The organism is Pseudomonas sp. NCIMB 10586 (assembly GCF_023127895.1).
Lineage (GTDB): Bacteria > Pseudomonadota > Gammaproteobacteria > Pseudomonadales > Pseudomonadaceae > Aquipseudomonas > Aquipseudomonas synxantha_A.
Genome location: NZ_SPKQ01000042.1, coordinates 140,366 through 154,289, shown reverse-complemented (window position 1 = coordinate 154,289; position 13,924 = coordinate 140,366). Strand labels below are relative to the sequence as shown.

Annotated in this window: 12 protein-coding genes; 7 read left to right on the top strand and 5 right to left on the bottom strand. The window is 60.7% G+C overall.

Annotation, left to right across the window (positions count from 1 at the left end; all coding sequences use genetic code 11):
• Positions 1 to 7: 7 nt before the first annotated feature.
• Positions 8 to 550: a DUF2937 family protein gene (locus E4P01_RS15940; protein WP_005786113.1), complete on the top strand. Its 543-nt coding sequence runs from the start codon at positions 8 to 10 to the stop codon at positions 548 to 550.
• Positions 551 to 663: 113 nt separating this feature from the next.
• On the opposite strand, the gene E4P01_RS15935 is transcribed toward E4P01_RS15940, so the two are convergent.
• Positions 664 to 1,584 carry a LysR family transcriptional regulator gene (locus E4P01_RS15935; protein WP_005786115.1) on the bottom strand — a complete coding sequence of 307 codons (921 nt, stop codon included), beginning with the start codon at positions 1,582 to 1,584 and terminating at the stop codon, positions 664 to 666.
• A gap of 175 nt (positions 1,585 to 1,759) precedes the next feature.
• Here E4P01_RS15935 and E4P01_RS15930 point away from each other — a divergent pair, with 175 nt between their 5' ends.
• From E4P01_RS15930 to E4P01_RS15920, 3 genes are read left to right on the top strand one after another with little or no spacing between them, the layout of a single operon-like run.
• Positions 1,760 to 2,500 carry a 5-oxoprolinase subunit PxpA gene (locus E4P01_RS15930; RefSeq protein ID WP_032877232.1) on the top strand — a complete coding sequence of 247 codons (741 nt, stop codon included), beginning with the start codon at positions 1,760 to 1,762 and terminating at the stop codon, positions 2,498 to 2,500.
• Positions 2,497 to 3,201 (top strand): 5-oxoprolinase subunit PxpB, encoded by a 705-nt coding sequence (gene pxpB, locus E4P01_RS15925; RefSeq protein WP_103733530.1) that lies wholly within the window; start codon positions 2,497 to 2,499, stop codon positions 3,199 to 3,201. The genes E4P01_RS15930 and pxpB overlap by 4 nt, the downstream gene beginning before the upstream one ends.
• Entirely contained in the window at positions 3,198 to 4,112 is a 915-nt protein-coding gene (locus E4P01_RS15920; protein WP_216090903.1) for a biotin-dependent carboxyltransferase family protein, read from the top strand. Before pxpB ends, E4P01_RS15920 begins: the two co-directional genes overlap by 4 nt.
• Positions 4,113 to 4,219: 107 nt before the next feature.
• Here the strand turns inward: E4P01_RS15920 and E4P01_RS15915 are convergent, their stop codons facing one another.
• The 3 genes from E4P01_RS15915 to E4P01_RS15905 form a co-directional block, all read right to left on the bottom strand.
• Positions 4,220 to 5,398 (bottom strand): VWA domain-containing protein, encoded by a 1,179-nt coding sequence (locus E4P01_RS15915; protein WP_078820616.1) that lies wholly within the window; start codon positions 5,396 to 5,398, stop codon positions 4,220 to 4,222.
• Complete coding sequence (locus E4P01_RS15910) at positions 5,398 to 6,243, bottom strand: MoxR family ATPase (RefSeq protein ID WP_003210690.1); 846 nt, start codon at positions 6,241 to 6,243, stop codon at positions 5,398 to 5,400. The genes E4P01_RS15915 and E4P01_RS15910 overlap by 1 nt, the downstream gene beginning before the upstream one ends.
• Positions 6,244 to 6,393: 150 nt before the next feature.
• Positions 6,394 to 7,470: a DUF748 domain-containing protein gene (locus tag E4P01_RS15905; RefSeq protein ID WP_216090904.1), complete on the bottom strand. Its 1,077-nt coding sequence runs from the start codon at positions 7,468 to 7,470 to the stop codon at positions 6,394 to 6,396.
• A gap of 125 nt (positions 7,471 to 7,595) precedes the next feature.
• Here E4P01_RS15905 and cysK point away from each other — a divergent pair, with 125 nt between their 5' ends.
• Entirely contained in the window at positions 7,596 to 8,570 is a 975-nt protein-coding gene (gene cysK / locus E4P01_RS15900) for a cysteine synthase A (RefSeq protein WP_216090905.1), read from the top strand.
• A gap of 153 nt (positions 8,571 to 8,723) precedes the next feature.
• Complete coding sequence (locus E4P01_RS15895) at positions 8,724 to 9,662, top strand: aspartyl/asparaginyl beta-hydroxylase domain-containing protein (RefSeq protein WP_032877227.1); 939 nt, start codon at positions 8,724 to 8,726, stop codon at positions 9,660 to 9,662.
• Between the two features lie 137 nt (positions 9,663 to 9,799).
• Here the strand turns inward: E4P01_RS15895 and acnA are convergent, their stop codons facing one another.
• The gene (gene acnA / locus E4P01_RS15890) at positions 9,800 to 12,541 is read right to left on the bottom strand and encodes an aconitate hydratase AcnA (RefSeq protein WP_216090906.1); all 2,742 of its coding nucleotides are present in this window, start codon (positions 12,539 to 12,541) and stop codon (positions 9,800 to 9,802) included.
• Positions 12,542 to 12,737: 196 nt separating this feature from the next.
• On the opposite strand from acnA, the gene rlmM reads away from it, so the two are divergent.
• Complete coding sequence (gene rlmM / locus E4P01_RS15885) at positions 12,738 to 13,814, top strand: 23S rRNA (cytidine(2498)-2'-O)-methyltransferase RlmM (protein WP_032877225.1); 1,077 nt, start codon at positions 12,738 to 12,740, stop codon at positions 13,812 to 13,814.
• Positions 13,815 to 13,924 lie beyond the last annotated feature (110 nt).

The window sequence follows — 13,924 nt, the reverse complement described above, 5'->3', positions numbered from 1 at the left end:
ATCGACCATGTTGCTCAGCTATCTGCGGTTGGTGCTGTTTGCCATTGGCTTGTTGGTCGGCGTGCAAGTGCCGGGGTTTATCAACGATTACGCCAAGCGCGTCGAAGCCCACCTGATCGAGGCGCAGACTGGCTTGCGCGGCTTTGAGTCGACCGCGCAGCAGTTCTTCAACGGGGACATGCAAGCGCTGGTGGCTCATTACCGCGCCAGCGATGACCCGGTTTTCCAGAGCGACGCCAGCAGCCTGGGCGCGATGCTTGATCGCCAGCTTGAGTTGGACAAGCAATTCCAGGCCATGCAAGGCCCGTGGTACATCCGCGCCCTGCAAGTGGCCGTAGCCGCCGACCCGGATATCCGCCTGGAAACCTGGAATGGCTACAGCTACCAGATTCTGCTGACGCCCGAAGCCATGGGCTGGGGCTTGGGCGGGGCGATGCTGTTGTCGTTCGGCATCGAGTGCCTGTATCGCCTGATCGACTGGGTAGTGCTGGGTGGCCGGCGCTTGCGCCAGAGCCGGCCGATCGAAGAGCGGGACTTGAAGGGCCTATAAGTCAGGGCCGACTCGGTCCAATGTGGGAGCTGGCTTGCCTGCGATAGCGGTGGTCCAGTCACAGATGTGCGCGTTGGCCCACCGCTATCGCAGGCAAGCCAGCTCCCACAGTTTTAATCGGGTTTATGCAGTTGCATGCGTTCTGCACCGACTTCCTCGGCATAGCGCGCCACCACCTTCTGGCACAACCCCACAATCTCCTCCACCAACTCCACCCCCACACGCCATGACACCACCACCTGCAAGTTCGGCAGGCGCTGTGCCATCGGCAGCATCACTAATTCCCCCCGGGCCAGCTCTTCACTGACCAGCACCGGCGGCAGGGCACCGATGCCGAAGCCGTCACGCAATAATCGCGTAATCGCCGACACCGAGTTCACACAGTTCATTCTGGGCGCGGCCACGCCGTTGGCCTGCATCAGACTCAGCACGTCCTGATGCGGGTGGGAGTTTTTCGAGTAGGTGATGATGCGCTCCTGAGCCAGTTCGGCGAGGGAGGCGTAGTCACGGTTGTAAATCGAGTGGCTGGCGACGATCCAGGCCATGGGATGGCTGGCCAGTTCCAGGCTGCGCACGGTTTCCAGGCGCAGCAGGTCAGTTTGCAGGATCAGGTCGAGAAAACCTTTTTGCAACTGATCGCTGAGGTTCAGCGCGGTATCGGCGACCAGCTCGATTTCCACCAGCGGGAACAGCTTCATCAGTTCTGCCACCAGCGGGCTGAGCCAGGTGTGGATCACCGTGTCCATCGCGCCGATCCGAATGCGTCCGACCTTGCTGCTGGTGGTCTCCAGGGACTGTTTCAAACCCTGCATGGTCACCATCATTTGCTCGGCATAATCGAGCACCTTCAAGCCTTCCGGGGTCAGGCTCACGCCCCGGGAGTCACGCAGGAACAGCTTCACCCCCAGCTCGCTTTCGAGCACGGCGATGCGGCTGGAAATAGAGGCCTGGGTGGTGAACAGCTTCTCGGCAGTCAGGCGAAAGCTCTTGAGCTTGGCCACCCAGACGAAGGTTTCGAGGAACTTCAAATTCATGGGATCAACTTTTTCTTATGCATGGATCGGTTTTTATTAGTTGGACGTCGCACCGGGCAAGCGCCAAAAATCGAGCCGTTCCACGATAAGCGTCGTTGGGGTGCCAGGACAAGTTGCGAGTTCTGTGTAATAAATCCCACACTACAAAAAAACAAAACCTACAGGAGCGACCACCGTGAGCCGCCTGCTACTGAACTGCGACATTGGCGAAAGCTTTGGCAACTGGACCATGGGTCTGGACGCCGAAGTCATGCCGTTCATTGATTGCGCCAACGTGGCCTGCGGTTTCCATGCTGGCGACCCGAGCATCATGCGCAAGACCGTCAGCCTGGCGTTCAAGCATGGCGTGCAAGTGGGCGCTCACCCGGCCTATCAAGACCTGCAAGGCTTTGGCCGACGGTCAATGAACTACACGCCGCAGGAAATCCAGGATCTGTTGCATTACCAGATCGGTGCGCTGGACGGCATCTGCCGGGTCCAGGGCGGGCGCGTCAGCTACGTGAAACCCCACGGTGCGATGTACAACGACATGATGGCCAACCCCGCGCAGTTGCGTGCGGTGATCCAGGCCGTGGCCGCCTACGGCGACCTGCCGCTGATGCTGCTGGCTACCCGTGACAACAGCGCCGCCCAAGCTGTGGGTGACGAATACGGTGTGACCCTGTGGTTCGAAGCCTTTGCCGATCGCGCCTACGACAGCAAGGGCCATCTGGTTTCCCGCCAGTTGCCCGGCGCGGTGCACCACGACAGCGACACTATCGTGCAGCAGGCCCTGACCATTTCCCGTGGCGCGGCATTGGTCGCCAGCGACGGCAGCCCGTTGGCCTTGCAGGCCGATACCTTGTGCGTGCATGGCGACAACGCCAGCTCGGTGGCCGCGGTGCAGCGTATCCGCCAAGCGTTGCATACAGCATGAAGCCACGCATTGAAGTGGTGGCCATCGACTGCCTGATGGTGCGTCTGTTTGAGGTGATTGCCGAGGCCAACATGCCGTGGATGCTCGCTGCCACGCAGCGTTTGCGCGCAGAGTTCGGCACGGCGCTGGTGGATCTGGTGCCGTCCTACACCACCTTGATGGTGCATTACGACCTCAGGGAGCTGACCCCGACACAGGCTCGGGAGCTGATCGACCTTGCGCTCACGGACCTGCAACCCCAGGCCCAGGGCAGCGGCCAGTGCCACGTGCTGCCGGTGTGGTACGACCTGAGCGTCGGCCCGGAGTTGACCCTGTTGTCCCAGCGCAGCGGGCTGACGGTAGAGGACGTGATCCGCCGCCACAGCGCCCATGAATACCAGGTGTTCGCCCTTGGTTTCGCGCCGGGTTTTGCCTTTATGGGCCTGGTGGATGAAAGCCTCGCCACACCGCGCCTCAACACGCCGCGCAAACGCGTGGCCGCTGGCAGCGTCGGCATTGCCGAACGGCAAACTGCTGCGTACCCGGTGGTGTCCCCGGGCGGCTGGAACCTGATCGGCCGCACCCCGGCCAAACTCTTCGACCGTGAGCGCGACGGCTACAGCCTGATGCAGCCCGGCGACACGGTGCGCTTCGCCCCGGTCAGCCACACCGAATTCGTCAACCTGGGTGGCGATGACACGCCGTTGGAGGCGCTGGCATGAGCCGCTTGATGATCGAGGCCAGCACGCCGCTGTGCCTGTTGCAGGACGCCGGGCGTTTTGGCGTGCGCCACCTGGGTGTAACCCAGGGCGGCGCACTGGACTGGGTGTCGATGTCCTGGGCTAACTGGCTCTTGGGCAATGCCCTGGATGCGCCGGTGGTGGAGATCACCCTGGGTGGTTTCACCGTGCAGGCCGAGGATTATTGCCTGCTGGCACTGGCCGGTGCAGACCTGGGCGCCTATATCGATGAGCGCGCCATTAGCCCCGGTCGCAGTTTTATCCTGCAAAAGGGCCAGCGACTGCGCTTTACCCAGCCGTTCAATGGGGCACGCGCTTATCTGGCGGCGCCCGGTGGGTTCGATGCCCCGGCTGTACTTGGCAGTTGTGCCACGGTCGTGCGCGAAGCGTTGGGCGGGGTGGACGGTTTCGGCAAGGCATTGGCTGAAGGCGGGCGGTTGGCTTATTCCGGTACGGGCGGTGCAATGAAGGTGCTGGCCAAGCCGGAGTTGCAATCCGGTGCCTCACTGGACGTGATTATCGGCGCGCAGATCGGCCAGTTCAGCGGGCAGAGCTTATTCGACGCCTTCAACACCGAATGGGCGCTGGACAGCCGCGCCGACCGCATGGGTATGCGCTTGCTCGGCACGCCGTTGCAGTACCAGGGGCCGTCGTTGATTTCCGAAGGGATTCCGTTGGGCGCGATCCAGGTGCCCCCGGATGGGCAGCCGATTGTGTTGCTCAATGACCGGCAGACGATCGGCGGTTATCCGCGGTTGGGCGCGTTGACGCCTCTATCCTTGGCGCGGCTGGCGCAGTGTTTGCCGGGGGAGAAGGTGCGGTTGGCACCGGCGGTGCAGGAGGCGGCGCATCGGCAGCACACCAAGTTTTTGCAGCGGTTTGCCGATCGCTAAAAGCATCGCAGGCAAGCCAGCTCCCACAGAGGAATGCATTCCAACCTTGAAATGCAGTCAATATGTGGGAGCTGGCTTGCCTGCGATGAGGCCGGTCAAAACACCGCCTATTTCGAGAGAAAACGCATACCTTCTTCCAGCCCGCGCAGCGTCAGCGGGTACATCTGGTCCTCCACCAACTCCCGCACAATCCCCGTCGAGGCCGTATAGCCCCAGGTATCTTTCGGGTAGGGGTTAATCCAGATCAGCTTCTTGTACTTGGCCATGAACCGCTGCATCCACACATACCCCGGCTCCTCGTTCCAGTGCTCGACGCTGCCGCCGGCCTGGGTGATTTCATAGGGCGCCATGGCCGCATCGCCGATGAAGATCACTTTGTAGTCGGCGCCGTACTTGTGCAGCAGGTCCTGGGTGGACGTGCGCTCCGAAGTGCGACGCTGGTTGTTCTTCCACACTGACTCGTACACAAAGTTATGGAAGTAGAAGTACTCCAGGTGCTTGAACTCGGTCTTGCACGCCGAGAACAGCTCTTCGCAGATTTTCACGTGGGCATCCATCGAACCACCAATGTCGAATAGCAGCAACAGCTTGATGGTGTTGCGGCGTTCGGGGCGCATCTGGATATTCAGCAAGCCGGCATCGCGTGCGGTGTGGTCGATGGTGCCGTCGATATCCAGCTCTTCGGCCGCACCCTGACGTGCAAACTTGCGCAGGCGGCGCAGGGCGATCTTGATGTTGCGCGTGCCCAGTTCCACCTGATCGTCGAGGTTCTTGTACTCGCGCTGGTCCCAGACTTTCACCGCCTTGCCCTGGCGCTTGCCGGCGTCACCGACACGAATGCCTTCGGGGTTGTAGCCACCGGAACCGAACGGGCTGGTGCCGCCGGTGCCGATCCATTTGTTGCCGCCGGCATGGCGTTCTTTCTGTTCTTCCAGGCGCTTCTTGAATTCCTCGATCAGCTTGTCGAGGCCGCCGAGGGACTGGATCTGCGCGCGTTCTTCTTCGCTCAGGGAACGTTCGAATTCCTTGCGCAGCCACTCTTCGGGGATCAGCGCCTGCAAATGGTCATCGAGTTTTTCCAGGCCATTGAAATAGGCACCGAAGGCACGGTCGAACTTGTCGAAATGCCGTTCGTCCTTGACCAGTATCGCCCGGGCCAAGTAGTAGAACTCGTCCATGTCAGCGAAGGTCACGCGCTGTTTCAGCGCGTTGATCAGGTCCAGCAGCTCGCGCACCGACACCGGCACCTTGGCCGCACGCATTTCATTGAACAGGTTGAGCAGCATCAGCGATTACCGCGGCGGCTCATGAACGCCAGCCGTTCCAGCAATTGCACATCCTGCTCGTTTTTCACCAAAGCGCCGGCCAGCGGTGGGATGGCCTTGGTCGGGTCACGCTCGCGCAGTACCGCTTCGCCAATATTGTCGGCCATCAGCAGCTTGAGCCAGTCGACCAGTTCGGACGTGGAAGGCTTCTTCTTCAGGCCCGGAACCTTGCGCACATCGAAGAACACGTCCAGCGCTTCGCTGACCAGGTCTTTCTTGATGTCCGGGTAGTGCACATCCACGATTTTTTGCAGGGTGGTGCGGTCGGGGAAGGCGATGTAGTGGAAGAAGCAGCGGCGCAGGAATGCATCCGGCAGCTCTTTTTCGTTGTTGGAGGTAATGATGATGATCGGGCGCTTCTTGGCCTTGATGGTCTCGTCGATTTCGTAGACGTAGAACTCCATTTTGTCGAGTTCCTGCAACAGGTCGTTGGGGAACTCGATGTCGGCCTTGTCGATTTCGTCGATCAGCAGGATCACCCGCTCCTCGGACTCGAAGGCTTCCCAGAGCTTGCCCTTTTTCAGGTAATTGCGCACATCGTGGACCTTGTCCACGCCCAGCTGCGAGTCGCGCAGGCGGCTCACTGCGTCGTACTCGTAGAGGCCCTGATGCGCCTTGGTGGTGGACTTGATGTGCCAGGTGATCAACTTGGCACCGAAGGATTCGGCCAGTTGCTCGGCAAGCATGGTCTTGCCAGTGCCCGGTTCGCCCTTGACCAGCAATGGCCGCTCCAGGGTGATGGCGGCGTTGACGGCCAGTTTCAGGTCATCGGTAGCCACATAGGCCTGGGTGCCTTCGAACTTCATCGGTCATTCCTCGGATTCATCAATGCCCCGACTATACCCCGCAGCCCCGGCGACTGTGAACGCAGACGGGGCATTCAGTCTCTGAATGGCGGGTCACATCAATATCCTGAGCAATGAGGGACATGTGGGAGGGGGCTTGCTCCCACAGGGTTAATCAGCGCTGGGCTTGGGTTGTTCATACCGGGCATTGAACGCCTGGATAAACCCATTGCGCAGAATTGCGATCACCGCAGAAAACGCACTGACATTCTGCTGGTGCACGCTACCGCTGAGCTCCACACGGGTGGCGAACTGGTTTTTGCGCTGGTTTTTCAGCACCGTCTCGCTGGCTCCGACCACGGCCTCCCAGATTGAGCGGAAGATATTCTTGTCCTTGTTTTCAACATCTTGTTGCCAGTCAAACACCTCTACGTCACGCAGCAGCGGCTTGATGTAGCCGGTGAGTCGGCCATTTTCAGCCTGGGCTTCGATCACCACGTCGCCCGTGCCGGCCTTGAAGTCGAACTTGCCATAGGCCGATGCAAAGTCGTTCATGCGCTTGAGTTGCAGGTCGCGGGCGCGGAAGCGGAACTCGAATTCTTCGAAATCGCTCAGCGGATCAAAGGTGGCATTGGCCTCCAGCGGCGCCTGGCCTTGCAGCAGTGCCTTGCCTTCGAAGCGGGCGTCGCGCTTGCCTTTGACATCCACCACATTGGTCAGGTTGTAGAAGCTGGCGTTGACCCCAGCGGCGTTGATATTGACCCGGGGCTTGGAGCTGAAGTTATGGAAGGCAATCTCGCCGTCTTCGATGCGCACTTCATTGAGGGTGATCGGCAGCAACTTGCGCAGTTGTTCCTGCCAGTCGGTGCCTTTACCCGTCTGGGACGCCTGCTTGTTGGCACCGCCATCGACGAAGTTGATCTGCGGACGCACAAAATGCCCCTCGGCCACGACGGCGTGGTCGTACCAGAGTGAATGCCAGCTCACGGCGAACTCGATCAGCGGCGCCTTCACGAACGGCACCGGGACCTTGCCGTCCACCTTGACGATTTGCAAGCCGTTGATCCGGTAGGCGCCGCGCCACAGGGCCAGGTCCACATCGGCGATTTCGCCGCGGTAATCGCCCATGTTGGCGAGTTTCTCGTTCAGGTAATTGCGCACCAGGTAGGGCAGCGCGATATTCAAGGCAATCAGGACCAGCACCAGAGCGGCGATTGTCCCTAACGGCCAACTGTAACGACGTTTCATGGGGCAGTTCTCCTTGCTTGTAGGAGATTGACTGTTCTGATGAACGCAACGTTCCCCCGTCTGGACGCCCTGGAGAACGAGGCATACCCTTGGGACCTTCTTCAAAGTCGCCAACAGGATCCCTCATGAGCCGTATCTTTGCAGACAACGCGCATTCCATCGGTAACACGCCCCTGGTTCAGATCAACCGCATCGCACCGCGTGGCGTGACGATTCTGGCCAAGATCGAAGGGCGTAACCCGAGTTATTCAGTGAAGTGCCGCATTGGCGCAAGCATGATCTGGGATGCCGAAAGCAGCGGCAAGCTCAAGCCAGGCATGACCATTGTCGAGCCGACTTCCGGCAATACCGGTATCGGCCTGGCGTTTGTCGCGGCGGCCCGTGGCTATAAATTGCTGCTGACAATGCCGTCGTCCATGAGCCTTGAGCGCCGCAAAGTGCTCAAGGCCCTGGGCGCCGAACTGGTGCTGACCGAGCCGGCCAAGGGCATGAAGGGCGCCATCGAAAAGGCCGGTGAAATCCTCGCCGGCGACCCGAGCACCTACTTTATGCCGGCCCAGTTCGAAAACCCGGCCAACCCTGCGATCCACGAGAAAACCACCGGCCCGGAAATCTGGAACGACACCGACGGCGCCGTGGATGTGCTGGTGGCGGGCGTGGGGACCGGCGGCACCATCACCGGGGTGTCACGCTATATCAAGAACACTGCGGGCAAGCCGATCCTGTCGGTGGCCGTGGAACCCATGGTTTCCCCGGTGATCACCCAGGCCTTGGCGGGGGAAGAAATCAAGCCCAGCCCCCACAAGATCCAGGGTATCGGCGCCGGGTTTGTGCCAAAAAACCTTGATCTGTCGATGGTCGACCGCGTGGAGTTGGCGACCGACGAAGAGTCCAAGGCCATGGCCCTGCGCCTGATGCAGGAAGAGGGTATCTTGTGCGGTATCTCCTGCGGTGCCGCCATGGCTGTGGCAGTACGCCTGGCCGAGAAGCCGGAAATGCAAGGCAAGACCATCGTGGTGATTTTGCCGGACTCCGGCGAGCGCTACCTGTCGAGCATGTTGTTCAGCGATGTGTTTACCGACCAGGAAAACCAGGCCTGATCTTCAAAGCGGTCCCACAAGGTTGATGTAAGTCATCCGGTCGGCGTGGGCCTTCTGCATAATGGCTCAAGTGTTTATCATGGCCGGCTGTTACGTCTGGTTTCCCGTTGACGCAAGTTTGCCGGCCAGGCGCTTATTTCCAGGAGTTGCTGCATGACCTTTTCTTTGGCCGCCAAACTGTCGGTGTTGCTGCTGTTTATCGGCAGCACGCTGTATGTGCACCTGCGTGGCAAGGCCCGTTTGCCGATGCTGCGCCAGTTCGTCAACCATTCGGCGCTGTTCGCCCCGTATAACGCCTTGATGTACCTGTTTTCCGCGGTGCCGTCCAAGCCGTACCTGGACCGCAGCAAGTTCCCGGAACTGGACGTGCTCAAGGACAACTGGGAAGTGATTCGCGAAGAGGCCATGCACCTGTTCGACGAGGGCTACATCCGCGCCGCCGAAAAGAACAACGACGCCGGTTTCGGTTCGTTCTTCAAGAAAGGCTGGAAGCGCTTCTACCTCAAGTGGTACGACAAACCCCTGCCATCGGCCGAGGCCCTGTGCCCCAAAACCGTGGCCCTGGTCAGCAGCATCCCCAACGTCAAGGGCGCGATGTTCGCGCTGTTGCCGGGCGGCAGCCACCTGAACCCGCACCGCGACCCCTTCGCCGGTTCGTTGCGTTATCACCTGGGGCTGTCCACGCCGAACTCTGACGACTGCCGCATCTTCGTCGACGGCCAGGTCTACGCCTGGCGCGACGGTGAAGACGTGATGTTCGACGAAACCTACGTGCACTGGGTGAAGAACGAAACCGAGCAGACCCGCGTGATCCTGTTCTGCGACATCGAACGGCCGTTGAGCAACCGTGTGATGACCCGCGTCAACCGCTGGGTCAGCAAGCAACTGGGCCGTGCTACTGCGCCGCAGAACCTCGACGACGAACGCGTGGGCGGCATCAACCAGGCCTATGCCTGGAGCAAGACCTTCAGCGACAAGTTCAGTGGCCAGGTCAAGCAGTGGAAGCGCAAGCATCCCAAGGCGTACCGCATTGCGCGGCCGGTGCTGGCGGTAGTCGTCTTGGTATTGCTCTGGAAGTGGTTGTTCGGCTGATTGTGATTTCTTGACTTGAAATGCAGCCAAATGTGGGAGGGGGCTTGCTCCCGATAGCAGTGGATCAGTCAGCAAATGCCTAGCTGATACACCGCCATCGGGAGCAAGCCCCCTCCCACATTGGTTTGCAGTGTTGCTTATGACGCGATCAACTGCCGCAATACGTAGTGCAAGATCCCACCCGCTTTGAAGTACTCCACTTCATTCAAGGTATCAATCCGGCACAGCACCTCAACCTTCTCGCTGCTGCCATCTTCCCGAGTGATCATCAACGTCAGGTTCATGCGCGGTTCGACCTCGGCATCGGTCAGCCCGAGGATGTCGATCTTCTCCTTGCCGGTGAGCTTGAGCGTCTTGCGGTTCTGGTCCAGCTTGAACTGCAACGGCAACACGCCCATGCCCACCAGGTTGGAGCGGTGGATACGCTCGAAACTCTCGGCGATCACCGCCTTGACCCCCAGCAGGTTGGTACCCTTGGCCGCCCAGTCGCGGCTGGAACCGGTGCCGTATTCCTGGCCTGCGATCACCACCAGCGGCGTGCCGGAAGCCTGGTACTTCATGGATGCATCGTAGATCGCCATTTTTTCCCCGGTGGGGATATACAACGTGTTGCCGCCTTCCTCGCCGCCCAGCATTTCATTGCGGATACGGATGTTGGCAAAGGTGCCGCGCATCATCACTTCGTGGTTGCCCCGGCGCGAGCCGTAGGAGTTGAAGTCACGCGGTTCCACCCCTTGCTCGCGCAGGTAGCGTCCAGCCGGGCTGTCGGTCTTGATGTTGCCGGCAGGGGAGATGTGGTCGGTGGTCACCGAATCACCGAGCAGGGCCAGGATGTTGGCGCCCTTGACGTCCTTGATCACCGGCAGCGGGCCGGCAATGTCATCGAAGAACGGTGGGTGCTGGATGTAGGTGGAGTCCTTTTGCCACACGTAGGTCGCTGCCTGCGGCACTTCAATCGCCTGCCATTGCTCGTCACCGGCGAACACCTCGGCGTATTCCTTGTGGAACATGCTGGTGCTGACCTGGGCCACCGCGTCGGCGATTTCCTGGCTACTGGGCCAGATATCTTTCAGGTACACCGGGTTTCCGCTCTGATCGTTACCCAGCGGTTCGCTGCTGATGTCGATGCGCACGGTGCCGGCCAACGCATAGGCGACTACCAGGGGCGGCGAAGCCAGCCAGTTGGTTTTCACCAGCGGGTGCACGCGGCCTTCGAAGTTGCGGTTACCGGACAGCACCGAGGCCACGGCGAGGTCGGCCTTCTGGATGGCTTTTTCGATAGGCTCGGGCAACGGCCCGGAGTTACCGATACAGGTGGTGCAGCCGTAGCCCACCAGGTCAAAACCGAGCTTGTCGAGGTACTGGGTGAGGCCCGCGGCCTTGTAATAGTCGGTGACCACCTTGGAGCCTGGGGCCAGTGAGGTCTTGACCCAAGGTTTGCGGGTCAGGCCCTTTTCCACGGCCTTTTTCGCCACCAACCCGGCCGCCATCATTACGCTGGGGTTGGAGGTGTTGGTGCAGGAGGTGATGGCGGCGATCACCACCGCGCCGTTTTTCAGGCGATAGGTGTTGCCTTCGTATTCATAATCGGCCTCGCCGACCAGATCGGCGTTGCCCACGGCCACGCCGCCACCGCCTTCACTTTCCAGGCGGCCTTCTTCCTTGCTGGTGGGTTTGAATTGCAGGTCGAGGAAGTCGCTGAACGCTTGGCCGACATTCGGCAGGGATACCCGGTCTTGGGGGCGCTTGGGCCCGGCGAGGCTGGCTTCGACGCTGCCCATGTCCAGGGCCAGGGTGTCGGTGAACACCGGTTCCTGGCCGGCGTTGCGCCACAGGCCCTGGGCCTTGGTGTAGGCCTCCACCAGTTTGACCGTCTCAGCCGGGCGGCCGGACAGGCGCAGGTAGTCCAGCGTCACCTCATCCACTGGGAAAAAGCCACAGGTAGCGCCGTACTCCGGCGCCATGTTGGCGATGGTGGCGCGGTCGGCCAGGGGCAGGTCGGCCAGGCCGTCGCCGTAGAACTCGACGAACTTGCCCACTACGCCTTTCTTGCGCAGCATTTGTGTAACGGTGAGCACCAGGTCGGTGGCGGTGATGCCTTCCTTGAGCTTGCCGGTGAGCTTGAAGCCGATGACCTCCGGAATCAGCATCGACACCGGCTGGCCGAGCATGGCCGCTTCGGCTTCGATCCCACCCACGCCCCAGCCGAGTACGCCGAGGCCGTTGATCATGGTGGTATGGGAGTCGGTGCCGACCAGGGTGTCGGGGAAGGCGTACGTGCGGCCGTCTTCGTCCTTGGTCCACACGGTGCGGCCCAGGTATTCCAGGTTCACCTGGTGACAGATGCCGGTGCCAGGTGGCACGACGCTGAAGTTGTCAAAGGCGCTCTGGCCCCAGCGCAGGAAGGCGTAGCGTTCGCCGTTGCGCTGCATTTCGATGTCAACGTTCTGCTCAAAGGCGCTGGTGGTACCGAACTTGTCGACCATCACCGAGTGGTCGATCACCAGGTCCACCGGCGACAGCGGGTTGATGCGCTGCGGGTCACCGCCGGCCTTGGCCACGGCGGCGCGCATGGCGGCCAGGTCGACCACCGCGGGCACCCCGGTAAAGTCCTGCATCAGCACGCGGGCGGGGCGATACTGAATCTCGCGGTCCGACTGGCGCTCTTTGAGCCAGGCGGCGATGGCTTTGAGGTCGGTGCCGGTAACGGTCTTGGCATCTTCCCAGCGCAGCAGGTTTTCCAGCAGTACCTTGAGCGACATCGGCAGCTTGTCCAGATCACCCAGGCTCTTGGCGGCTTCGGGCAGGCTGAAGTAGTGGTAGGTCTTGCTGTCTATTTGCAGTGTCTTAAGGGTTCTCAGGCTATCAAGGGATGACATTACATGACTCCTTATGGTCCGCACGGCCACGGACCTGGCGGGACGAACAGAGCTAACACGTTAGCGCTGTTTTCATTAGCAGGCTAATAACTGGACTCTATCGCCGAGCCCAAGGTTCCGAACTCGGCTATCATGCGCGCGTTTTCATGACAGGCATTGCGATAGCGCAAGGTCAGTTGATTCACCAGGAGAGTAGATGAACACCCTTTTTATGCACTGCCGCCCGGGTTTTGAAGGCGAAGTCTGTTCCGAGATCGCGGAACACGCCGCGCGCCTGAACGTGTCCGGCTACGCCAAGGCCAAGACCGGCAGCGCCTGCGCCGAATTTGTCTGCACGGAAGAAGACGGCGCCCAGCGCTTGATGCACGGCCAGCGCTTCGCCGAGCTGATCTTCCCAAGGCAGTGGGCGCGCGGGGTGTTTATCGACCTGCCGGAAACCGACCGCATCAGTGTGATCCTTACCCACCTGCGCGACTTCCCGGTGTGCGGCAGCCTATGGTTGGAAATGGTCGACACCAATGACGGCAAGGAACTCTCCAACTTTTGCAAAAAATTCGAAGTGCACCTGCGCAAAGCCCTGCTGGGCGCCGGCAAGCTGGTGGACGACCCGAGCAAGCCGCGCCTGTTGCTGACCTTCAAGAGCGGCCGCGAAGTGTTCATGGGGCTGGCCGAGTCGAACAACTCGGCAATGTGGCCGATGGGCATCCCGCGCCTCAAGTTCCCGCGTGACGCGCCCAGCCGCTCGACCTTGAAGCTGGAAGAGGCCTGGCATCACTTTATCCCCCGTGACCAATGGGACGAGCGCCTGCACGGTGATATGACCGGCGTCGACCTCGGCGCAGCGCCGGGCGGTTGGACCTGGCAACTGGTCAACCGTGGCATGCTGGTCACCGCCATCGACAACGGCCCCATGGCCGAAAGCCTGATGGACACCGGCCTGGTGCAGCACTTGATGGCTGATGGCTTCACCTTCGTGCCCAAGCAGCCGGTGGACTGGATGGTCTGCGATATCGTCGAGAAGCCTGCGCGCAACGCGGCGCTGCTGGAAACCTGGATCGGCGAGGGGCATTGCCGTGAGGCGGTGGTCAACCTGAAGTTGCCGATGAAGCAGCGTTACGCCGAAGTGAAGCGCCTGCTCGAACGCATCGAAGAGGGCTTCAAGGCGCGTGGCATACGGGTGGAAATCGGTTGCAAGCAGCTGTACCACGACCGAGAGGAAGTGACGTGCCACTTGCGTCGTCTGATAGACGTAAAGAAATCCAAAAGCCGCTGATAATAATTGTGGGAGCTGGCTTGCCTGCGAAAGCGGTATAACAGTCGAAATGTATGTTGAATGTGCCCCCGTCATCGCGGGCAAGCCCGCTCCCACATAAGAGCGGGCCT

What these genes read in the sequence shown, in the direction of transcription:
- E4P01_RS15940 (WP_005786113.1), top strand. Translation starts at nt 8, where the DNA reads ATGTTGCTCAGCTATCTGCGGTTGGTGCTGTTTGCCATTGGCTTGTTG.
- acnA (WP_216090906.1), bottom strand. Translation starts at nt 12,541, where the DNA reads ATGTCATCCCTTGATAGCCTGAGAACCCTTAAGACACTGCAAATAGAC.
- rlmM (WP_032877225.1), top strand. Translation starts at nt 12,738, where the DNA reads ATGAACACCCTTTTTATGCACTGCCGCCCGGGTTTTGAAGGCGAAGTC.
- E4P01_RS15910 (WP_003210690.1), bottom strand. Translation starts at nt 6,243, where the DNA reads ATGAAGTTCGAAGGCACCCAGGCCTATGTGGCTACCGATGACCTGAAA.
- E4P01_RS15895 (WP_032877227.1), top strand. Translation starts at nt 8,724, where the DNA reads ATGACCTTTTCTTTGGCCGCCAAACTGTCGGTGTTGCTGCTGTTTATC.
- E4P01_RS15935 (WP_005786115.1), bottom strand. Translation starts at nt 1,584, where the DNA reads ATGAATTTGAAGTTCCTCGAAACCTTCGTCTGGGTGGCCAAGCTCAAG.
- cysK (WP_216090905.1), top strand. Translation starts at nt 7,596, where the DNA reads ATGAGCCGTATCTTTGCAGACAACGCGCATTCCATCGGTAACACGCCC.
- E4P01_RS15905 (WP_216090904.1), bottom strand. Translation starts at nt 7,470, where the DNA reads ATGAAACGTCGTTACAGTTGGCCGTTAGGGACAATCGCCGCTCTGGTG.
- E4P01_RS15920 (WP_216090903.1), top strand. Translation starts at nt 3,198, where the DNA reads ATGAGCCGCTTGATGATCGAGGCCAGCACGCCGCTGTGCCTGTTGCAG.
- pxpB (WP_103733530.1), top strand. Translation starts at nt 2,497, where the DNA reads ATGAAGCCACGCATTGAAGTGGTGGCCATCGACTGCCTGATGGTGCGT.
- E4P01_RS15915 (WP_078820616.1), bottom strand. Translation starts at nt 5,398, where the DNA reads ATGCTGCTCAACCTGTTCAATGAAATGCGTGCGGCCAAGGTGCCGGTG.